The organism is Saccharopolyspora phatthalungensis (assembly GCF_014203395.1).
In the GTDB taxonomy this organism is placed as follows: domain Bacteria; phylum Actinomycetota; class Actinomycetes; order Mycobacteriales; family Pseudonocardiaceae; genus Saccharopolyspora; species Saccharopolyspora phatthalungensis.
Genome location: NZ_JACHIW010000002.1, coordinates 1,510,300 through 1,529,529, shown reverse-complemented (window position 1 = coordinate 1,529,529; position 19,230 = coordinate 1,510,300). Strand labels below are relative to the sequence as shown.

19 protein-coding genes and 3 pseudogenes are annotated in these 19,230 nt (G+C 67.1%); 12 read left to right on the top strand and 10 right to left on the bottom strand.

Annotated features, from left to right (window positions below; all coding sequences use genetic code 11):
* Positions 1 to 240 precede the first annotated feature (240 nt).
* Positions 241 to 558 carry a divalent-cation tolerance protein CutA gene (cutA, locus tag BJ970_RS32895; protein WP_184731489.1) on the top strand — a complete coding sequence of 106 codons (318 nt, stop codon included), beginning with the start codon at positions 241 to 243 and terminating at the stop codon, positions 556 to 558.
* Here cutA and BJ970_RS32890 read toward each other — a convergent pair.
* The 4 genes from BJ970_RS32890 to BJ970_RS32875 form a co-directional block, all read right to left on the bottom strand.
* A complete protein-coding gene (locus BJ970_RS32890; RefSeq protein ID WP_512700304.1) occupies positions 549 to 1,160 on the bottom strand; it encodes an NsdA family TPR-like regulatory protein in 612 nt (203 codons plus the stop codon). The two genes, cutA and BJ970_RS32890, sit on opposite strands and share 10 nt — an antisense overlap.
* 146 nt (positions 1,161 to 1,306) lie before the next feature.
* Entirely contained in the window at positions 1,307 to 2,326 is a 1,020-nt protein-coding gene (locus BJ970_RS32885; RefSeq protein ID WP_184731487.1) for a Gfo/Idh/MocA family protein, read from the bottom strand.
* Between the two features lie 102 nt (positions 2,327 to 2,428).
* Positions 2,429 to 3,343, bottom strand: coding sequence for a sugar phosphate isomerase/epimerase family protein (locus BJ970_RS32880; protein ID WP_184731484.1), 915 nt, complete (start codon positions 3,341 to 3,343; stop codon positions 2,429 to 2,431).
* Positions 3,344 to 3,601: 258 nt separating this feature from the next.
* Entirely contained in the window at positions 3,602 to 4,381 is a 780-nt protein-coding gene (locus BJ970_RS32875; RefSeq protein ID WP_184731482.1) for a GntR family transcriptional regulator, read from the bottom strand.
* A gap of 145 nt (positions 4,382 to 4,526) precedes the next feature.
* Between BJ970_RS32875 and iolC the strand changes: the two genes are divergently transcribed.
* The 5 genes and pseudogenes from iolC to BJ970_RS39235 all read left to right on the top strand — a co-directional run bounded on the left by iolC (position 4,527) and on the right by BJ970_RS39235 (position 9,754).
* Entirely contained in the window at positions 4,527 to 5,525 is a 999-nt protein-coding gene (gene iolC / locus BJ970_RS32870; protein WP_184731480.1) for a 5-dehydro-2-deoxygluconokinase, read from the top strand.
* Complete coding sequence (locus BJ970_RS32865) at positions 5,518 to 6,399, top strand: Cgl0159 family (beta/alpha)8-fold protein (RefSeq protein ID WP_184731478.1); 882 nt, start codon at positions 5,518 to 5,520, stop codon at positions 6,397 to 6,399. The genes iolC and BJ970_RS32865 overlap by 8 nt, the downstream gene beginning before the upstream one ends.
* A 46-nt stretch (positions 6,400 to 6,445) precedes the next feature.
* On the top strand, positions 6,446 to 7,345 hold the full coding sequence (iolB, locus tag BJ970_RS32860) for a 5-deoxy-glucuronate isomerase (RefSeq protein ID WP_246471929.1): 900 nt from the start codon (positions 6,446 to 6,448) through the stop codon (positions 7,343 to 7,345).
* Positions 7,342 to 9,207: a 3D-(3,5/4)-trihydroxycyclohexane-1,2-dione acylhydrolase (decyclizing) gene (gene iolD, locus BJ970_RS32855; RefSeq protein WP_184731473.1), complete on the top strand. Its 1,866-nt coding sequence runs from the start codon at positions 7,342 to 7,344 to the stop codon at positions 9,205 to 9,207. The genes iolB and iolD overlap by 4 nt, the downstream gene beginning before the upstream one ends.
* Positions 9,208 to 9,267: 60 nt before the next feature.
* Positions 9,268 to 9,754 (top strand): annotated as a pseudogene (locus BJ970_RS39235) (aldehyde dehydrogenase family protein).
* Between the two features lie 25 nt (positions 9,755 to 9,779).
* Here the strand turns inward: BJ970_RS39235 and BJ970_RS32845 are convergent.
* Positions 9,780 to 10,340 (bottom strand): EF-hand domain-containing protein, encoded by a 561-nt coding sequence (locus BJ970_RS32845; protein ID WP_184731471.1) that lies wholly within the window; start codon positions 10,338 to 10,340, stop codon positions 9,780 to 9,782.
* Between the two features lie 360 nt (positions 10,341 to 10,700).
* On the opposite strand from BJ970_RS32845, the gene BJ970_RS32840 reads away from it, so the two are divergent.
* On the top strand, positions 10,701 to 11,744 hold the full coding sequence (locus BJ970_RS32840) for a S1 family peptidase (protein ID WP_184731469.1): 1,044 nt from the start codon (positions 10,701 to 10,703) through the stop codon (positions 11,742 to 11,744).
* A gap of 252 nt (positions 11,745 to 11,996) precedes the next feature.
* Here BJ970_RS32840 and BJ970_RS38500 read toward each other — a convergent pair whose 3' ends face one another.
* Together BJ970_RS38500 and BJ970_RS40265 are read right to left on the bottom strand one after the other, a co-directional pair.
* Positions 11,997 to 12,695, bottom strand: coding sequence for an acyl-CoA dehydrogenase family protein (locus tag BJ970_RS38500; RefSeq protein ID WP_312864586.1), 699 nt, complete (start codon positions 12,693 to 12,695; stop codon positions 11,997 to 11,999).
* Positions 12,696 to 12,735: 40 nt separating this feature from the next.
* Positions 12,736 to 13,311 (bottom strand): annotated as a pseudogene (locus BJ970_RS40265) (AMP-binding protein); the annotation flags it as partial.
* Positions 13,312 to 13,559: 248 nt separating this feature from the next.
* Here BJ970_RS40265 and BJ970_RS32825 point away from each other — a divergent pair.
* Positions 13,560 to 14,813 (top strand): phthiocerol/phthiodiolone dimycocerosyl transferase family protein, encoded by a 1,254-nt coding sequence (locus BJ970_RS32825; protein WP_184731463.1) that lies wholly within the window; start codon positions 13,560 to 13,562, stop codon positions 14,811 to 14,813.
* 270 nt (positions 14,814 to 15,083) lie between these two features.
* On the opposite strand, the gene BJ970_RS32820 is transcribed toward BJ970_RS32825, so the two are convergent.
* Positions 15,084 to 15,455 carry a CBS domain-containing protein gene (locus tag BJ970_RS32820; protein WP_184731460.1) on the bottom strand — a complete coding sequence of 124 codons (372 nt, stop codon included), beginning with the start codon at positions 15,453 to 15,455 and terminating at the stop codon, positions 15,084 to 15,086.
* Positions 15,456 to 15,650: 195 nt separating this feature from the next.
* Here BJ970_RS32820 and BJ970_RS32815 point away from each other — a divergent pair, with 195 nt between their 5' ends.
* From BJ970_RS32815 to BJ970_RS32800, 4 genes are read left to right on the top strand one after another with little or no spacing between them, the layout of a single operon-like run.
* Positions 15,651 to 16,061 (top strand): CBS domain-containing protein, encoded by a 411-nt coding sequence (locus BJ970_RS32815; RefSeq protein ID WP_184731458.1) that lies wholly within the window; start codon positions 15,651 to 15,653, stop codon positions 16,059 to 16,061.
* On the top strand, positions 16,058 to 16,204 hold the full coding sequence (locus tag BJ970_RS32810; protein WP_184731455.1) for a hypothetical protein: 147 nt from the start codon (positions 16,058 to 16,060) through the stop codon (positions 16,202 to 16,204). The genes BJ970_RS32815 and BJ970_RS32810 overlap by 4 nt, the downstream gene beginning before the upstream one ends.
* Positions 16,201 to 17,085, top strand: a complete 885-nt coding sequence (locus BJ970_RS32805) for a universal stress protein (protein WP_184731453.1) — start codon at positions 16,201 to 16,203, stop codon at positions 17,083 to 17,085. Before BJ970_RS32810 ends, BJ970_RS32805 begins: the two co-directional genes overlap by 4 nt.
* A gap of 27 nt (positions 17,086 to 17,112) precedes the next feature.
* Entirely contained in the window at positions 17,113 to 17,367 is a 255-nt protein-coding gene (locus BJ970_RS32800; protein ID WP_184731451.1) for an SHOCT domain-containing protein, read from the top strand.
* Positions 17,368 to 17,460: 93 nt separating this feature from the next.
* On the opposite strand, the gene BJ970_RS32795 is transcribed toward BJ970_RS32800, so the two are convergent.
* Positions 17,461 to 18,462 (bottom strand): Acg family FMN-binding oxidoreductase, encoded by a 1,002-nt coding sequence (locus tag BJ970_RS32795; protein ID WP_184731449.1) that lies wholly within the window; start codon positions 18,460 to 18,462, stop codon positions 17,461 to 17,463.
* Between the two features lie 127 nt (positions 18,463 to 18,589).
* Positions 18,590 to 18,940 (bottom strand): annotated as a pseudogene (locus BJ970_RS32790) (HAD-IC family P-type ATPase); the annotation flags it as partial.
* Positions 18,941 to 19,230: the final 290 nt, after the last annotated feature.

Genomic DNA, 19,230 nt, shown 5'->3' with positions numbered 1-19,230 from the left:
GTTTTCGCGCGTTAATGAACACGCGGCGCGGTGACTAGGTGAAATGCAGGCCGTAACGCCCTCACCAGGCGTTACGAGCAGCACGAGCCTATCGCCGGCTTTCACTGACACCCCGCTTACCGGCCACCTCACGACCCCCTGCGCCCACACCCATAGGCCCGCCGGCACCCCGCGCACAAGGCGGTGCAGGCTCGGCTCCGCCCGGTCTGCTCGGGCGGCCTGGTCGATACCCTTGATCGCATGGCTGACTACTTGCTTGTTGTGACGACGACGGACTCAGAAGAGGCAGCGGCCACGTTGGCGCGGGGGATCGTGGAGGCGAAGGGCGGCGCCTGTGTGCAGGTGGTGCCGATCCGCAGCTTCTACCGGTGGGAGAACGCCGTTCAGGATGACCCGGAATGGCAGCTTCAGATCAAGACGTCGGCCGGGCGGCTCGACGCGCTGATCAAGCACATCAACGAGCATCACACCTACGACGTGCCCGAGATCATCGCGACGCCGATCACCGGCGGCAGTGATGCCTATTTGTCGTGGGTCGACGAGGAAACTCAAGCCTGAGAACTCGCGAGCAGCCCCGACGTAGCCCGCTGCCGCAGGGCTCCGGCGGTGCCTCGTCCGCTGTCCTGCGGTAGCACCTCGGTTAGTTCCCACAGCCGATCTTGCGCGAGGCTTGCCTCGGTTCGGACGGCGAGCGGCAGGGCTTCGGCCGCCAGCTCGTCAGCTCGGTCGACATCCGACCGTGTTGCGGCCGAAAGTGCGAGGTCGGCGACCACGAGCGCTCGAACCTTGGTCTCGGTCGGCGATAGCGCGGAGAGCAGCGACCCGGCGAGAGAGTCGGTCTCGCGGTGGCCCAATCGCCCGTACGACGAAACGGCGAGGCTGCCGAGCCTGCTCGCGCCGAAGAAGCTCGTCCACGAGCGCTCGTGGTGCGGGCGGGCGTAGTCGAACGCGGTGAAAGCACGTTCGAGCGCACGTTCGGCCGTTTCGCCGTCGCCGATCCGGGCGGCCTCTTCCGCTTGCCGCGCCGCGACCCACGCCTGCGTTGTGGCTGCCGAGCCTCTGACGTGCTCGCCTGCTTCCCCGAGAAGCTGCACGGCCTGGGCGGATTTGTCCTGTGAGGCGAGCAGGTATGACCAGTAGTTCAAGGTGCAGGCGGTCAGCGGGCAAGATCCCCGCCCGTCCCGAGTATTCGGGGTGGGCGGGGCTTCGCTGTGTCATGTGCACTTTCCGCCCGATTCGAGCAGCGGCGTGAACCGGAATATGTGTGGGCCGAGTGCGATTTTACGGCGATTCCTCGAATGACGGGTCAGGAGTAGAAGTCGGGGCGGTCGACGAGCTCGACCGCGGCGCGTTCGCCCGTGGCCTGCGCCTGCACCCCGGCCGCGCACGCCGCCGCGGCGGCATAGCCGTCCCATGCACTCGCGGCGGTGGGGTCGACGCCGCCCCGACGGGCGGCATGTGCCCAGCGCTGGAACTCCTCGTCGAAGGCGATGCCGAAGCGGCCCCGGAAGTCCTCGGTGACGTTGCCTCCCCAGCGTCCGCTTTGCTGGATGAGCGGGCCACCGCTGGCGCCGATCAGCGCGGCGCCCCGTTCGCCGACGGCTTCGCAGCGCACCTGGTAGCCGAACCCGCAGTTGACGAAGATCTCCACATCGGCCAGCACGCCGCCGGTGGTTTCGATGGTGACCACCTGCGGGTCGATCAGGCCCTCCGGTGCCGCAGCCGACGAGCGCGGCCACCGCACCGACACGGCGCTGATCTCCTGGCCGAGCAGCCAGCGCGTGGTATCGAATTCGTGCACCACCGAGTCGTAGATCATCATCTCGCTGGTGAAACCGGGCGGGGTCGAGGCGTTGCGGTGCGCGCAGTGCAGCACCAGCGCGCGGCCGAGTTCACCGTTGTCGAGCAGATGCTTGAGCTCGACGTATTCCGGGTCGAAGCGGCGCATGAACCCGACCTGCACCAGGTGCTTGCCGCGCGCCTGCTCGGCTTCGACGACCCGCAGCGAGGATTTCGAGTCCGGGGTCAGCGGTTTCTCGCACAACACCGGGACACCGCGCTCGATCGCGGCCAGCAGCAGCGGCTCGTGGGCCACCCCGGGCGAGGCGATCACCAGAGCGTCCACATCGGACGCGCCGATCACCTCGAAGGGGTCTTGCTCGGCGCGAGCGCCGGTGTCCGCTGCGGCCTGCCTCGCGCGGTCGATGTCCGGATCACCGACGGCGACCAGCCGGGCGTTGCTGATTCGCTCGTGGATGCGACGGGCGTGATCCGCGCCCATCCTCCCGGCGCCAATGAGACCGACCCGTAAATCCTGGTCGCTCATGAAATCCTCCTGTGCCGCAAGGGTTTAGCTACTGGGGAGCAGGGGCTGTACTCAAGCGCCGCTAAGTGACCACCTACGCACAATGACCACAAGAACAATCCTTCAACGGCCGGCGCCGCAGCGGGTCAGATAGTTGCGGGTGCGACGGGCGATCGGCAGCGGCACGTCCGGGTCGACCGGATAGAGGTCCTGCTCGACGATCGCGAACAGATCGGCGCCGAGGTTCTCGGTGGCCCTGATGATCGGTTCCAGGTCCGGCACTCCGGCGGGTGGCTCGCACATGACGCCGCGCCGCACGGCGGGTCCGAACGGCAGGTCCTCGGCTCGCACGCCGGCGAGGACTGCCGGGTCGACCTGCTTGAGGTGCAGGTAGCCGATGCGGCCGGGGTGTTTTTCGATCAGCGCGAGGTTGTCGCCGCCGCAGTAGGCGATGTGCCCGGTGTCCAGGCACAGCGTGACCAGGTCCGGGTCGGTGATCTCCAGGAATCGTTCGACGTGCTCCTGGGTGTCGACGTGGCTGTCGGCGTGCGGGTGGAACTGTAGTTGCACGCCGCACTCCTCGCGCAGTGCCTTGGCGAGCCGATCGGTGCCCTTGCCCAGCGCCGTCCACGCGTCGGTGTCCAACGCGCGCTGCTCCAGCTGTTCGCCGGTAGCCGGGTCGCGCCACATGTCCGGGATCACGACGATGTGCTTCGCGCCGAGCGCGCTGGTCAACTCCGCGACCTGCTTGACGTGTTCCCAGGTCTCGGTCCACACGTCACCGCGGTGGAAACCGGTGAAGCAGGTACCGGCCGACAGGGTCAGGTTGCGGCTGCCGAGCTCGTCGCGCAGTCGCTCCGGGTCGGTGGGCAGATATCCGTAGGGGCCGAGTTCGATCCACTCGTACCCGGCTTCGGACACCTCATCGAGGAAGCGGTGCCACGGTGTCTGCTTGTCGTCCTCCGGGAACCAGACGCCCCAGGAGTCCGGTGCTGATCCGACTCGCAGGCGGTTGCCGGCGGCGCTGCCGTTGCTCATCGATGCCCTTCCCCCCGGCGAGCGGCGGTGCCGAACCGGCCGGGTGTTCAGGTGGGGGAAATGGTGTTGTCCGAGCGGGACCTACTCGCGTGCCCGGCGCGATCGTCTGCCGATGGACCAGGCGAGGAGTCCGTCGCTGTTCGGTAGCCGGTAGTTTTCTCCGCCGCGACAACCCTGTCAAGGAAACGTCCTGACATATTTACGTGCGGACCAACATGGACCCGCAATCGGCCCCATGTCGGTTGCGCATCCGCGGTCTCAGGAGTCGCCGCGCAGGGAGAGGTCGAAGGAGTAGCGCGAGGCGCGATAGACGTGCGAGCCGTATTCGACGACCTTGCCCGCTTGGTCGTAGGTGGTGCGTTCCATCGTCAGCAGCGGTGCGCCCACGGGTTCGTCGAGCAGATCGGCGTCGGCCTCGGCGGCCACCCGCGCGCCGATCGTCTGGTGGGCGGCGTGCAGGTGCACCCCGGCGGCGCGCAGCAACTGGTAGAGCCCGCGCTCTTCGAGCAGATCATCCTTCGGCTCGATCAGGCCCGCGGGCAGGTAGTTCTGCATCCGGGCGATCGGCTCGCCGTGGGCATAGCGGACCCGTTCCAGGTGCAGCGCCTTGTCCTGCTCGGAGATCCCGAGGATGTGCGCGATCTCGGCGGAGGGTGTGATCACCTCGTTGGTGAGGACGGTCGTGGTGGGTTTCTGGTCGATCCGGGCGAGGTCGTCGAAGAGGCTGCTCAGCTCCAGCGATCGCTTGACGCGGTTGAACACCACCTGGGTGCCCGCGCCGCGCTTGCGCACCACCAGGCCCTTGTCGACCAGGGAGCCGATCGCCTGCCGGATCGTCGGGCGGGACAGTCCGAGTCGGGCGGCAAGCTCGATCTCGTTATCCAGTCGCGCGCCCACCGGCAGGGCGCCGGAGTCGATCGCTTCTTCGATCTGGCTGGCCACCTGGTAATACAGCGGCACCGGGCTGCGGTGGTCCACGGAGATCTGGGTGGCCGGATCCCATGCTGACTCCGGGGATCGGCGGCGCGTCGAGGTCACCCCCCTACGGTATCAAGACCACCGGACTGATTAAGTAAGTATGTACTGACAAAGTCTTGACAGTTGTTCCGCGCGCCGAGTAGACAGGAGTCACCACGCTTTCCGGCCGCTCGACGGCCCGCGAGTCCCACCGGAGGTCTCTGGCATGAGCAGCCCCTTCGACGTCATCACGGTGGGCCGCATCGGGGTTGACATCTACCCGCTGCAGACCGGTGTGCCGCTGCCGCAGGTGGTGTCCTTCGGGAAGTACCTGGGCGGCACCGCGACCAACGTCGCGGTCGCGGTCGCCCGGCTCGGCCACCGCAGCGCGGTGATCAGCCGCACCGGGGCCGACCCGTTCGGCGAGTACATCCACCAGGCGCTCAAGGGATTCGACGTCGACGACCGCTGGGTGAGCGCCGTCGAGCAGTACCCGACGCCGGTGACCTTCTGCGAGGTCTTCCCGCCGGACGACTTCCCGCTGTACTTCTACCGCCAGCCCAAGGCGCCTGACCTGGAGATCCACGCCGACGAACTGGACTTCGACGCGATCGCCGAGGCGCGCATCTTCTGGATGACCGGCACCGGATTGGCCGAGGAGCCCAGTCGCTCGGCGACGCTTGCGGCGTTGCGGCACCGGGCGAAGCGCGGCACCACGGTGTTCGACCTGGACTGGCGGCCGATGTTCTGGCCGGACCACGACGAGGCCCGCGGCTGGTACCAGTCGGCACTGCCGCACGTCACCGTGGCGGTCGGAAACCTCGACGAGGTCGAGCGAGCGGTCGGCACCCGCGAGCCGGAGAAGGCGGCGGATCTGCTGCTGGACATCGGCGTGGAGCTCGCCGTCGTCAAGCAGGGCCCGAAGGGGGTGCTCGCCCGCACCCGCGATGCGGAGGTGGTCGCGCCTCCGGTGCCGGTCGAGGTGGTCAACGGGCTCGGCGCCGGGGATGCCTTCGGCGGTGCGCTGTGCCACGGCCTGCTTGAGGGCTGGGAACTGGAGCGGACCATGCGATTCGCCAACGCCGCCGGCGCGCTGGTTGCTTCTCGCCTGGCCTGCTCGGCGGCGATGCCCTATGCGGACGAGGTCGAGGCCATGCTGTCCGGCGAATCCCGATCGCCGGGCGCAAAGCGCTTGAACGGCAACGAAAGTGAGCACCGTGTCTGATCTGAGCATCACCGACCTCACCTGGGTGCGCGCGACGCGGCCCGAGGCGATCGCGGAAGCGGCCGCGGCCCGGTCCCGGCGACCCCTGCTCGGTGACAACGGCCGCATGATGATCGTGGCCGCCGACCACCCGGCACGCGGCGCGCTGGGCGCCGGTGCCAACCCGCTGGCGATGGCCAACCGCGCCGACCTGCTGGAGCGGCTGTGCGTCGCCTTGCAGCGACCGGGCGTCGATGGCGTGCTGGGCACGGCCGACATCCTTGAGGACCTTCTGCTGCTGGGAGCGCTGGAGAACAAGGTCGTCATCGGCTCGATGAACCGCGGCGGCCTGGCCGGGGCGTCCTTCGAGCTCGATGACCGGTTCACCGGACACCGCGCGTCGGACCTTGAGCGGTTGCGCTTCGATGCCGGAAAGTTGTTGCTGCGTCTGGACATGAGCGATCCGGGATCGCTGAACACCATGCACGGCGCGGCGAATGCGATCAACGAGCTCGCCGAGCGCGGGCTGATGGCCATGGCCGAGCCGTTCATCTCGCACCGCGTCGACGGCAAGGTGCGCAACGACCTCTCGGCGGCGGCGGTCGCCCGCTCCATCGCGATCGCCTCCGGCCTCGGCGGCACGTCGGCCCACACCTGGCTGAAGGTGCCGGTCGTCGAGGACATCGACCAGATCGGTCGCGCCCTGGAGGCCACCACGTTGCCGACGGTCCTGCTCGGCGGTGAGGTTTCGACCGACCCGGCGGCGACCCAAGAGCGCTGGCACAAGGCGCTGCAACTGCCGAACGTGCGCGGCCTCGTCGTCGGCCGGACCCTGCTGTATCCGCATGACGACGACGTCGCGGGCGCCGTCGACGCCGCTGTCGGGCTGCTGTGACCGCGACTGCGGCGACACCCCGCATCACGAGCTTGGAGGACCAGCGTTGACGGACAAGCGTTTCTACTGTCCAGCGGGTACGACGGCGCGCGGCGAGTACAGCACTTTCGTGGACCCGGAGTCCGCGGGATGGGGCTACTCGTCGCTGCGGGTGCTCGAACTCGAAGCCGGTGCACGCCACGAGCTGGCCACCGGTGACAGCGAATGGATCGTGCTGCCGCTGGCCGACAGCTGCACGGTGGTCTGCGACGGCGAGACGTTCGAGCTGGCCGGGCGCAGGAGCGTGTTCGACGGTGTCACGGATTTCGTTTACATACCAAGGGATGCGCAGGTGCGGATCAGCAGCGATTCCGGCGGTCGGTTCGCGCTGACCGGCGCGCGGTGCGAAAACCGGCTGCCCGCGCGCTACGGCCCGGCCGCCGGAGTGCCGGTCGAGCTGCGCGGTGCTGGGCAGGCCAGCCGACAGGTCAACAACTTCGGTGCGGCGCACGTGTTCGAGGCGGACCGGCTGATCGCTGTCGAGGTGCTAACGCCGTCGGGAAATTGGTCGTCGTTCCCGCCGCACAAGCACGACTTGGAGCGCGAGGGCGAGTCGCGGCTGGAGGAGATCTACTACTTCGAGATCGCCGATTCGCACGGCAGCCCCGGTGTCGGGTACCAGCGGGTCTACCCGTCGGGTCCGGACCGCGCGACCGACGTGCTTGCCGAGGTGCGCAGCGGGGACGTGGTGCTGATTCCGGACGGCTGGCACGGGCCGTCGATGGCGGTGCCGGGCTACGACATGTACTACCTCAACGTGATGGCCGGTCCGTCCCCGGACCGCGCCTGGCTGATCTGCGATGACCCGACGCACGCGTGGGTGCGCGACACCTGGGCCGAGCAGCAAGTGGACCCGCGGCTCCCGCTCTACACCGCACCCGCACAGACCACAGTGGAGGAACGATGAAAACCCGGCGGTTGACCGTCGCGCAGGCGCTGGTGCGGTTCCTCGCCAACCAGCACACCGAACGCGACGGCGAGCAGCGTCGGCTGATCGCCGGGTGCTGGGGCATCTTCGGCCACGGCAACGTCGCCGGAATCGGCCAGGCGCTGCTGGAGGCCGGCGGCGACATGCCCTACCTCCAGGGGCGCAACGAGCAGGCGATGGTGCACGCGGCGGTCGGATTCGCCCGCCAGAGCAACCGGATGTCCACCTACGCGTGCACGACCTCGATCGGGCCGGGAGCGACGAACCTGGTCACCGGTGCCGCCCTGGCCACCATCAACCACCTGCCGGTGTTGCTGTTGCCGGGCGACATCTTCGCGACTCGACCCGCCGATCCGGTGCTACAGCAGCTGGAGGTCCCGCACGCCCGGGACGTCTCGGTCAACGACTGCCTGCGGCCGGTGTCGCGCTACTTCGACCGGATCTGGCGGCCGGAAGCGCTGATCCCCTCCGCACTGGACGCGATGCGGGTGCTCACCGACCCGGTGGAGACCGGCGCGGTGACCCTGGCGCTGCCGCAGGACGTGCAAGCCGAGGCGTACGACTGGCCGGAGGAGTTCTTCGCCGAGCGGGTGTGGCGGGTGCACCGCCCGGCACCGGACGCGCGGTCGGTCGCCGAGGCCGCCGAGCGGATCCGGGCGGCGAAGCGTCCGCTGGTCATCGCCGGGGGCGGGGTACACCACAGCGGTGCGGAAGAAGCGTTGCGGGCTTTCGCCGAGAGCACCGGAATTCCGGTGTCCGAAACGCAGGCGGGCCGTGGCTCGCTGCGCTTCGACCACCCCTGCGAGCTCGGGTCCATCGGGCACACCGGCACCGCGGTCTCCGACGACATCGCCCGTGCCGCGGACCTGATCATCGGCGTCGGCACCCGCTACTCGGACTTCACCACCGCCTCCCGGACTTTGTTCGCCAACCCGGACGTTCGGTTCGTCAACGTCAACATCACCTCGCTGGACGCCCACAAGCAGGCGGCGACCCCGGTGATCGGCGATGCGCGCACGACGCTGGGACAGCTGACCGAGGTGCTGTCCGGGCACCGCGTGTCCGAGGACTACGTGCAGGAGTACCGCGCCGGCGCGCAGCGCTGGGCGCAGGTGATCGAGCGGACGACGCGGAGCGCGGCCGGGGACGAGCGGCCGGGACAGGCTGAGGTGCTTGGCGTGCTCGACGAGGTCCTTGACGACCGCGACGTGGTGATCAACGCGGCCGGGTCGATGCCCGAGGACCTGAACAAGCTGTGGCGTGCCAAGCAACCGCGGCAGTACCACGTCGAGTACGGCTTCTCGTGCATGGGCTACGAGATCCCGGCGGCGATCGGCGCCCGGCTGGCCGACCCGTCGCGCGAGGTGTTCGCGCTGGTCGGCGACGGCACCTACCTGATGATGCCGACCGAGCTGGTCACCGCGGTGCAGGAAGGCATCAAGATCAACCTGGTGCTGGTGCAGAACCACGGCTACGCATCGATCGGCGGCCTGTCCGAGAAGGTCGGCGGCGAGCGTTTCGGCACCGCCTACCGCTACCGCGACGAAACCGGTGCCTTCACCGGCGAGCCGCTACCGGTGGACCTGGCGGCCAACGCCGAAAGCCTCGGCATGGACGTCCTGCGGGCCTCCACTGTGGACCAAATGCGCAACGCCCTGCGCGCAGCCCGGGCGGCGGAGCACCCGACGGCGGTGTACGTCGAGACCGACCCGGCGAAGGCGCAACTGCCGCCGGAGGCGTGGTGGGACGTGCCGGTGGCCGAGGTCTCCACCCGCGAGAGCACGCAACTGGCGCGCAAGCGCTACGAGGACCAAGCGCGCACGCAGCGGCACCACCTGTGATTTCCAAATCGTGAGCGAACTGCTTTGAACACCATCAACCATTTCATCGACGGCAAGCCCGTGGAGGGCGTGTCGGGCCGGTTCGGGGTCGTGACGAACCCGGCGACGGGGGAGCAGACCGCGCAGGCCGCCTTCTGTGATGTGTCCGAAGTGGACACCGTGGTTGGATCGGCGGCGAAGGCGTTCGCCTCGTGGGCCACCACATCGCTGGCCAAGCGCGCAGGTGCTGTTCAACTACCGCGAACTGCTGAACACCCACCGCGACGAGATCGCGTCGCTGATCACCGCCGAGCACGGCAAGGTGCACTCCGATGCCCTGGGCGAGGTCGCCCGGGGTCTGGAGATCGTCGAGCTGGCCTGCGGGATCCCGCAGCTGCTCAAGGGCGAAACCTCCACCCAGGTCTCCACCCGGGTCGATGTGGAATCGATCCGCCAACCGCTCGGGGTGGTCGCCGGCATCACGCCGTTCAACTTCCCGGCGATGGTGCCGCTGTGGATGTTCCCGCTGGCCATCGCCTGCGGCAATCCGGCGATTTCGCTCGGTTGATCCCTGGAGACGAAGACCGCACCATTCAGGCCTTGCTTGGCTCGATCGGCCCGAGCAACCAGTTGCCCGGCGCCGCACGGTCGGTAGCCGTGAAGTACTCGACAGTATCGGCGGCGAACTCCTCCACGGAGATCAGTCCGTCGCCGTCGCGGTCCAGCCGGCGGAATGCGTCGCGAGATTCGTCCTCGGACATCTGGATCGAGCTGCCGAACACCTTGACGTACTCGTCTTCGTTCACCGTCCCGTCACCGTCGAGATCGCCCATCGCGGCGTAGGCCTCGGCCGCGGGAGCTAGGACCTCGCGGAACGCCGACCTGTCAGCGGTTGCCCAGTTGTGCAGGCAGGTGACGAACGGGTCGCGGGCCAGTTCGCCGTTCACCGCGTATGGCGCGAACATGTCATCCCACCATCGTCGCGTCGCGCTGCTCAGCCGTCGTTTCTGGGCGGAGTCCTCGGCCCAGCCGAAGGCATTGCTAACGCCCTCCACCACGGCCTGGACGTCGGCCCACTCAATGACCCCATCGCGGTTGGTGTCCCAGAATTGGAAGAGGCGGTCGTGCTTCTGCCGAAGGAATTGCTCTGACATAACGCACCACATTTCGATGACGTATTTCGCGGCTTTCGATCATTGTCCGGTGCGTCGGGATCCGAATCTTGAGGGACGCCACGCCGCTGAGCAATGCGGCAAAGCCATTCGGCACCGTCGTGCACCAAGCCCCACCGCGCGATCTTTGGCACTGCGGAATCCCTTATGTCCCAATAGATCGCATCGTCTGCCGGACGGTGATCTGCACGGTCGATAGTCGCTCGACTACCAGTCGTGATTGCTCCATTTGGGGGAACGCAGTAGGCCTCACGGCGGGCAGTATCGCCGGATACTGCACAAACTCCCAGCTCCTGGCTACATCCCCCGGGCACGGAGGTGGGAGGTGGAAGGAGAGAGAACATGCCCCGAGGTTCTCTAGGCCGAGGCATTCTCGCGCTCGTCGCGACGATGCTGACCAGCCTGGCGCTCGCAGCACCAATCGCCGGTGCTGCTTCTACGCCGTTCATTATCGGAGGTACCGAAGCGAAACAGACCTACAGCTTTATGGCGTCCATGCAATCCACCGATGGTCAACACCACTGCGGCGCCTCGCTGATCGATAAACAGTGGTTGGTCACCGCCGCGCACTGCGTGGACGGGCAACAGCCCAGCAACGTCCAATACCGGATCGGGTCAAGCGACCGCACCAAGGGCGGTGAGGTCGTCAAACCGGACAAGTTCATCGCCCACCCCAATTCGAAGCAGAAGCAGAGCGGCAGCGACGTCGCCACCGGCTACGACATCGCCATGGTCCACCTGGCGCAACCGGTGAAAGCGCAGCCGATCGAGATCTCTGCGACGTCACCGCAGCCGGGCACCGCGCTGCTGCTGCTCGGGTGGGGCCAGACCTGCGGGACGCAAAAATGCGGCGAGCCGCCCCAAAACTTGAAGGAGTTGAACACCAAGACGATCGCCCCGTCGGGCTGCAACGGCTCGGGCAACCCCTTCGATTCGGAACGCGAGCTGTGCATCGATAATCAGGGCGGCAAGGTGAGCGCATGCTACGGCGACTCCGGTGGCCCGGCCGTGGTGCGAGAGGGCAGCGATTTCAAACTGGTCGGCGCGACCAGCCGCGGCCAGGCCGAGAATTGCGCGGAGAAGCCCGGCATCTACAGCAACCTCGTGGCGCACACCGACTGGATCAAGCAGACCATGAGTTCCGGCGGCGCATCCGATCCCTCCGGCGGAGGATCCGATCCCTCCGGAGGGTCGTCCCCGGGCGGGTCCCCCGGTGGGTCGCCGGGCGGGCCTGGTGGGTCCCCTGGCGGGCCGGGCGGGTCCCCTGGTGGGCCTGGTGGGTCCCCTGGTGGGTCGCCGGGCGGGCCGGGCGGGTTCCCTGGCGGGCCCCGTGGCGGCCACCCCGGAATGCCGTCGTTCCCGCCGGGGATGCTGCCCAAGCGGTAACCCCGTAGCCTGCGGCGGATGCCCTCAACGGAAGGCGGGGGGTCGTGGAACCGTTCACGGACGGTTTCATGATCCCCCACTTTCGCGCCTGCATCAGCCGGGAAGGTATTCGCGAGATCCCGCCTGTTCGTCACGTATAGTCGCCGCTCAAGCACCGGGTGAAGTTGTGATGCCCTACGGCAGCCCGGAACCCAACCTTCAACGGCCGATCGGCAGACGAGACCCAGCAGGGCAGGCTCGGCGGCGATCTCTTCAAGCGAGGTCTTCCAGGGTCTTCCGGACTGCCGCCGCCACCGCACGATTGCTGGTGACGACGGGAATGCCGGTCGTCGCTTCGATCCGCGCGACTGCTTCGAGCGCTCGGAAGTTCGTGCACGAGATGAACAGCGGATCGGGTTCGCAGCGGTCGACCAACTTGATCGCGCGGTCCGCGATCTCCTGCGGCATCGGTTCGGCGAGCCCGAAGTTGTCGTCGATCCCGAATCCCTCGATGTCGATGACCTCAATGCCGGTGCTCGCCAGGCTTTCGCGGATCTTGACGTTGAGCTCGTCGACATACGGCGTCAGGACCGCGACCCGCTCGGAACCGGCATCCGGCTCGGACAAGCTCAGGGACATGGCTCCGCCGCTGGCGACCAGCGGCAGACGAGCCTGCTTCTGCTCCTCGGTGCCGAATTTGAGCAGTGTCTGTGCCACGAGCTGGCTGCTCGCCGCAGCGGCGACCGGGGCGAGTCCGCGTGATGTCTCTTCGAAGAAGATGCATTGCTCGATGAGTCCGCCGCCCGATCCCCCGTATTCGTCGGGGATCGCGATGCCGGCCCAGCCCAGGTCGGCCATCTTCTTGAACAGTTCCCGGCTGTGCACGAGAGTGCCGTTTTTCGTGTAGTAATCCCGTTTCCGGCGATCGCCGCACTCGGCATCGCAGCCGGACCATGCGACCGATCTCGGCACCCTGATGCTCGCCGGCGCACGCCCCGCCGCGCAGGCTGGCGGGAAAGCCCGATTCCGCACAGCCGGAAGCATCTCCCGATACCGCGCTCGGTGCGCTCGAAAGATAGGTGACCTTTTCCTGCTTCAGGATGGTCAGCCAGGCTTCGGCATTGAAACGTCCACTGTAGATCAGACGGGCACGGCCTTCCGCATTCACGCAAAGCCCGGCCGAGTAGAGGCCGTTCACCCAGCCCGGGCTGGAGGTGGAGGCGAAGAGGTCGCCCGGCTGCAACGCGAATGCATGCCGAACGAAGGGCTGCATCGTGAGCAGATAGGAGTGCGGCAGCTGGCAGCCCTTGGGCGTGCCAGTGGTTCCGCTGGTGTAGAGCAGAGTCGCGGTATCGGACGCCGCAGTGTTGAACCAACCGGTCGAGGCGTCGTTCTGCTCGATCAGCGTCCAGAACTCGGCCTCGCTGTTGGGGCTTTTCACACCGATCACGACCGGGCTGATCGCTGCGGCCGTGACGGCCTTCTCCAGCGGGGTCCAGGAGTCGCCATCAGTGACGACTACCGACGGTTGCGCGTGCCCGAGGCGCTGCGCCAGTCCTTCGACGCCGAAGCCGGGATACAACGGCACTCCGCACGACCAAGATCTCGCCGTGTACGAGTAAAATATTACGTAAATACTTGCCCATCGGGTCGGCGTCGTCAAGGGGGCGGCGAAGCGGATCTCCAACCGGAGGGCGGTCTTCGACAGCAGCGGCAGACCCGCGTCGGGCGCTGGCCGCGAAGCGCGCGCAGCAGACGGCAAACCTTGATCAGGACATCGCCAGGTGAGTTAGGCTGGGCGGGCACCAAGAGAATAACCCAAGGAGATACGCAGAAATGCCTGAGATGACCAGTCGGTCTCCCGTGATTCGCAGTCTCGCTCCCACCGAGAGCTGGTTGGTGGATATCGGTATCTATGTGGGCTATGTCGTCGAGGTCCGTGGCCGATTGGATGTCGACGCACTTTCTGCGGCGTTGGAATCTCTCAGGCGCGCTTACCCAGCCCTGGCTGCGCATCTGAGGTCGGTTGATGAATGCCATATGCTCGTTGCCCCCACCGGCTCCCTGCCCGGAGTCAGCGTGTTAGACGGCAGCCCGTCCGACCCCCTGATGGGTTTCGATGTGGACCCTGGCAGCGTCCTCTCCGCGGTCCATGTAGTACGTGACGGCGATCGAGCCAGCGTGGCGTTGCTGATTCACCACGCGATCGCCGACGGACATCATGGACTCGCGGTGCTTGAGGCTTTCTGGTCCAGCTACACCGACATCGTGCAAGGCGGGTCTCCCAGCCTCGGCACCCACGGCTATCCGGACGCGGTCGAAAAAATTCTGTCCGATCGAGGGATCGGGCAATTCGAGTATCCGGATCCACCGGCGGAGTCCCTGCAAGTTTCCGGCGCGGACGCCGCCGGCGATCTGCCAGCGTTCACGAGTCAGGTGATCCGGTGCGATGTCGACATCGCGGCCCTCTTGGATCTCGGCCACCGGACAAAGCTCACCTTAAATGCACTCGTATCCGCGGCGCTTATCCTCACCGAGGCGAACGAGCGCCAACGGCCGATCCATGAGATCCCCTACTACATCACCCTGGACATGCGCAGGAGACTGACGCCGCCAGTGGAAACGACAGCCGGAACGAACGTACTCAGCTTTGTCGGCTTCACCGCGACCGACGACACCGATACCGATCTCATCGGCCTGGCCCGTGCCGTCGCCGCACGTCTTCCGGAAGCCCTCGAAGCGGAAAATGACATTCATCAGACCGCAACCGAACTGCGTGGGTTTTTCGATAATCTGGCGATGCCATCCACCCCAGGAAGCGTTTTCACAACCAACTGGGGCGCGGTACCGGCCCTGCGTTCTCCGGCGGGGTTGACACTCGATAGGTTCCGCGCCGCCGTTTACAACAAGATTCAAAACGCCAGTGTTCTGACTCCAACCCAGGCCGAAGCAATGCATACTTACACCATTTATTCATTCAATGGAAAATTGACAATAGAGGCACTTATCAGCGATCCAGCACAGTACGAGTCCGCGCAACGAAAGATCGCGGCATTGAAATCGACACTAAGCGCACTCCCGCAGGTCTAGTGCCTTGGTACCGTTGAGCGTGACGTAGCACAGCGGTGAACTCGTCTCGTCGGGGCTCCGGCGCGTTGCCGCGCCGGAGCCACCCGATGACATAGCCGAAGAGGTCGGAAACTCCTCGATTCGGACGACGGTGCAGATGGCTGGTCCGCTGGACGCGCTGTCGGTGATGTTGGCCAAAGAGTCTCACCGTCCACTTTGGCCCCACGTGTCTCGGCTGGGTCCGCATCGACGGACCGGTCAAGGCAGGAATCGACCGGACGGTTCGACCCGTCACAGCCACGTTTCGACGGCCAGCAGGTCGCGCATGGAGATCACGCCGACGACATTATGGCCCTGCTTCACCGGCAGATGTCGGATTCCTGCGTCGAGCATCCGTCGTGCGGCGTCTCGGGTGTCCTCGCCGAAGGAGGCCGTTTCGAGTTTGTGAGACGCGAACGACGTGGCTTTCGCCTCTCGCGGATCGGCCTGTTCCGCGATGGCTCGGACGACGTCGCGTTCAGAGATGATGCCGATGACCCGGTCGTTGTCGAGCACGGCGAGGGCGCCGACGTGGTCCGCGGTCATCTTCCTCGCGACCTCGGCGAGTGAATCCGAGTCTTGACAGCTGAGCGTTCCCGGGTGGAAGACCTCTTCGACTCGCATGGCTTCCTCCGTGCGACGTGGTAGTGACGAATGCGGTCGGGGTTCGACCACGCTCACCCGGCGCGTACCCGGCATGGCCAGCGCCAAAGCTCTACAAAACAGACCCTGGCGGCGAGCTTGGTGACCATCTCCCCTAGCTGGCGAAGGGGTGGGCGCGTGACGGTCGAGTCGGGTCCCGGCTTTTCGAGGTGGAACATGACCGACCAGGCAAACGCGCTCGAACTCGCCAGCACGCCCGTGGTCGCGGTCCGGCCCGAACTGGACGCGATGACCGCCCTGTACGAGATGTACCGCCGCGACGTCCACCACCTCGCCGTGGTCACCGAGGACGACGCTGCCGTGGGGCTGGTGAGCGCCGTGGATCTTCTGCAGGGCATCGCGGCCCAGTACCCGAAGACTTCCGCTCCCGTCGGCTCGCTGTGCCCGGTGCCAGGCCCCCGGGTGGACGCGGCCGACGACATCGGTATCGCGGCGCAACGCATGATCGACGCCCACACCGATGCCGTTCTGGTCGAGCGGCGGGGGCAAGTGTGCGGCGTGCTCACCGCAGTCGATCTCGTCCGCAGCATCGCCGACCGGCAGCCGGAGGAAGAAGGATCTCGATGAGCGTCGCCAGGGCCGAAACGGACGGCAGCCACCGGCGGGACGAGCGGTCGGCCGGCTTGGCGCAACGAATTGGCCTGACCGCGGTGCCGCAGGTACTGATGCGGTTCGGGCTTCCGATGACCTTGGAGGTCGGGGATCGATGACCAGCATGGAGCCGAAACCGGTCATCGTGGGCATCGACGGGTCCTCATCGGCACTTGAGGCCGCGCGGTGGGCCGCCGCCGAGGCCCAACGCCGTGGCACCTGGCTACACGTCGTATTCGCCGACGTATTCGCACTGGTGTACGTGCCGGACCTGCCGACGATGCCGATCCCGCAAACCTACGCCAACGCGATGGCGCGGCAAGCCGAGCAATGGCTGCACCGAGCCAAGCGGGAGGCGACCGCAGTGGCCCCAGGACTGGAGGTGCGGACTTTCGTGGCGACCGGAGGCGCCATTCCGGTGCTCGTCGACGAGTCACGGCACGCGCAACTCGCCGTCGCTGGCAGCAGCGGCCTCGGTGGTTTCACCGGAATTCTCGTGGGTTCCGTCGCAATCGCGCTTTGCGCGCACGGGCACTGCCCGGTCGCAGTGGTGCGACAGCCGCCCACGGCCGAATCTGACGCCCCCGTGGTGGTTGGTGTGGACGACTCGCCTGGTAGGGAAACGGTGCTGAACATGGCGTTCGAGGAAGCCGCGATGCGCGCTGTACCTCTTGAGGCCGTGCACGCCTGGCACACGGTGGGAAGCGAGCAAGCCTGGTACAGCTTCCACCGCGAGGGCCGCGACGCGGCGCTCCAACACGATGAGGAGCGCATCCTCGCCGAAAACCTGGCGAGCTGGAACGAGAAGTACCCCGACGTCGAGGTGCGCCGCATCGTGGCGCAGGGCAAACCTGCGCGCGTGCTGCTTGAGCACGCGCAGCACGCGCAGCTGGCGGTCGTGGGAGCCCGTGGGCGCGGGGCCCTCGCCGGGCTGGTGCTGGGCTCGACGAGCCAACAGTTGGTGCGCCACGCGCCCTGCCCGCTCATCGTGGCGCGCTGAACGAGAAATGCGGAGGAGGGGAGCGCGATGCCCTATTGGCACGGCTACGGCTGGGGTGTGTGGGGTTTGGCGATGATGACCGTGAGCATGGTCCTGTTCTGGGTGCTGATCATCGTGGCCATCGTCGCGCTGGTCCGCTACCTCCAGCGTGCCGGACGGGTCGATCGCGGCGTCGGCACCGCCGAAGAGTTACTGGCGGAGCGCTTCGCCCGCGGGGAAATCGACGAAGAAGAATACCGGCGCCGGATGACGGCGCTGGCCGAACGCAGACGCCGGACGTGACGGCCGGGTTGTGGGCGAACGGGTTGCTCGCTCATGAGCACCCGCTCGGCAGCCCGCGGGCCATCGGTGATGCCAAGGATGGACGAATTTCTGTTAGTTCTCAAACATTTCGGCCACGCCGTAGAAGAGCATGTCCGCGGCGTCGCGGCGGGGGGAAGCGACCGATGGCGTGCCGTGGCCGATCCGCAACAGCGCCTGCGGGGTGAGCCCACCCACCAGCCGCTGGAGCTCCTCGCGCGTCTCAGGTACTTCGACGACCTCGGAGATCATCGAAGCGACCAACCCTTGCGCGGTCGCGGTCAGCCACAACCGCTGGAGTGCCTGCCCGGCATCCAGCTCGGCTTCCCGGCTACCGTGCTGCGAGCACAACACCACCAGCAGCGGATGGGATTCGAATTCGATTGCCGGCGACCGCGATGCCTGTCCGGAGGTGAAGTCGCGGTGCACCCATTGGTCCCGTGGTTCTGGTTTGAGGCCGGCCGCCGAGAGCGGTACCCCTTCAGGGGTGTCGCCGGTGCGCCCTACCCAGGCGGCCATCTCGGTCCGGAAGCGGGGATTGGCCATCTGCGCACGGTGGGCGCGGTGCACCAATCCTTCGAGGGCGCCGAGTTCACCGGGCTGCACCACGTGCAGCCAGGCGTGCCCTTCGTGGGCAGCGCGCATCAGCAGATGTCGATCCTCTGTGGACACTGGGGTGTTCCGGAAGGGGTGGCGGTGGCTGTGCCGTTCGGTGATCGCCTCGTAGAGTCGGGCGTCTTCCGGGCGTGGCTGGGCTAGGCCACCGCTGCGCACCTCGGCCAGCGCGGTCGCGGCTGCCAGGTGCGGGAGCAGGGTCACCACCGGCCGGATTCCCGCGTGTTCCAGGGCGAGACGCAAGTTGAACAACGCGGCCCCGCAGGCCAGCCGAAGCTCCCGGTCCTCGGGGTCGGCGGCCGGCAGGCGCCGCCTCGGGTCTGCGTGCAGCTCGATCACGTGGGGCAGAATCCGGAAACGGCACGGCTGGCTGTTGTGCAGCGACGGAGCCATCCCGGAAAGCCGGATGATCTGCTCCATCTGCACGGGTGTCAACTCGAAGGCCGTAGGGAAAGCTCGCATGCACGACTCCTCATCCGCACATTCGATGTCCTCACTGTGGCGGCACCGTATTCGATTTGGCGAGGGTCCAAGGGCCTCTGATCCGTGCGACGGGCTGTGACCGAGCATGGCGAGGCTCCGTTCCCCGATCGATGCCTTCCTGCAGCAAGGCGCCTGCCGCCGGTGGCAGCCAGCCGACGGCGGCAACGCACATGGCGATGAGCGACAAACCCATTCCGACGGCGGCGCTTTGCACCGCGATGCCGCGGGCCCGGCGGGCGATGCTCATGGCGTCGGCGAGGGCGTCGATCCGGTCCGTGGTGAGCACGACGTCAGCGGCCTCCGATGAAGCGGTCGAGCCGCGGGCACCCATCGCGATCCCGACCGTCGCCGCAGCCAGGGCAGGGACGTCGTTGACCCCGTCGCCCACCATGATGGTGGTCGCCTTTTCGCTTTCGGCGCGGACGCAGGCCACCTTTCTCGCGGGTGTTTGCTCCGCGTGCGACAGCGCTGATTGGGGAGCCGGTGATCAGCCAAGCGGCACCCGACAGGAGCAAGGCCAGCGGGAGGAACCACGTGGCGTATTTGTAGCACGGCGAGGGTGCCGCCGAGTGAGAGCACGGCGATGAGATCGACGCCGGTTCGGCCGCGCCACAGTGCGAGAGACATCCACGTCAGCGCAGGCAGTATGGCGACGGCAGTGCCGACCGCCCAGGACACGTCGGCCGCGCTGGTGGCACCGGCCGCCCAGGCCACGACGCCGATCACCAATGCGCCCGTTGTGACCGC

Coding starts and splice junctions, on each gene's coding strand:
- cutA (WP_184731489.1), top strand. CDS start 241: ATGGCTGACTACTTGCTTGTTGTGACGACGACGGACTCAGAAGAGGCA.
- BJ970_RS32885 (WP_184731487.1), bottom strand. CDS start 2,326: ATGAGCGACCAGGATTTACGGGTCGGTCTCATTGGCGCCGGGAGGATG.
- BJ970_RS32880 (WP_184731484.1), bottom strand. CDS start 3,343: ATGAGCAACGGCAGCGCCGCCGGCAACCGCCTGCGAGTCGGATCAGCA.
- iolC (WP_184731480.1), top strand. CDS start 4,527: ATGAGCAGCCCCTTCGACGTCATCACGGTGGGCCGCATCGGGGTTGAC.
- iolD (WP_184731473.1), top strand. CDS start 7,342: ATGAAAACCCGGCGGTTGACCGTCGCGCAGGCGCTGGTGCGGTTCCTC.
- BJ970_RS32845 (WP_184731471.1), bottom strand. CDS start 10,340: ATGTCAGAGCAATTCCTTCGGCAGAAGCACGACCGCCTCTTCCAATTC.
- BJ970_RS32840 (WP_184731469.1), top strand. CDS start 10,701: ATGCCCCGAGGTTCTCTAGGCCGAGGCATTCTCGCGCTCGTCGCGACG.
- BJ970_RS32825 (WP_184731463.1), top strand. CDS start 13,560: ATGCCTGAGATGACCAGTCGGTCTCCCGTGATTCGCAGTCTCGCTCCC.
- BJ970_RS32820 (WP_184731460.1), bottom strand. CDS start 15,455: ATGCGAGTCGAAGAGGTCTTCCACCCGGGAACGCTCAGCTGTCAAGAC.
- BJ970_RS32815 (WP_184731458.1), top strand. CDS start 15,651: ATGACCGACCAGGCAAACGCGCTCGAACTCGCCAGCACGCCCGTGGTC.
- BJ970_RS32810 (WP_184731455.1), top strand. CDS start 16,058: ATGAGCGTCGCCAGGGCCGAAACGGACGGCAGCCACCGGCGGGACGAG.
- BJ970_RS32805 (WP_184731453.1), top strand. CDS start 16,201: ATGACCAGCATGGAGCCGAAACCGGTCATCGTGGGCATCGACGGGTCC.
- BJ970_RS32800 (WP_184731451.1), top strand. CDS start 17,113: ATGCCCTATTGGCACGGCTACGGCTGGGGTGTGTGGGGTTTGGCGATG.
- BJ970_RS32795 (WP_184731449.1), bottom strand. CDS start 18,462: ATGCGAGCTTTCCCTACGGCCTTCGAGTTGACACCCGTGCAGATGGAG.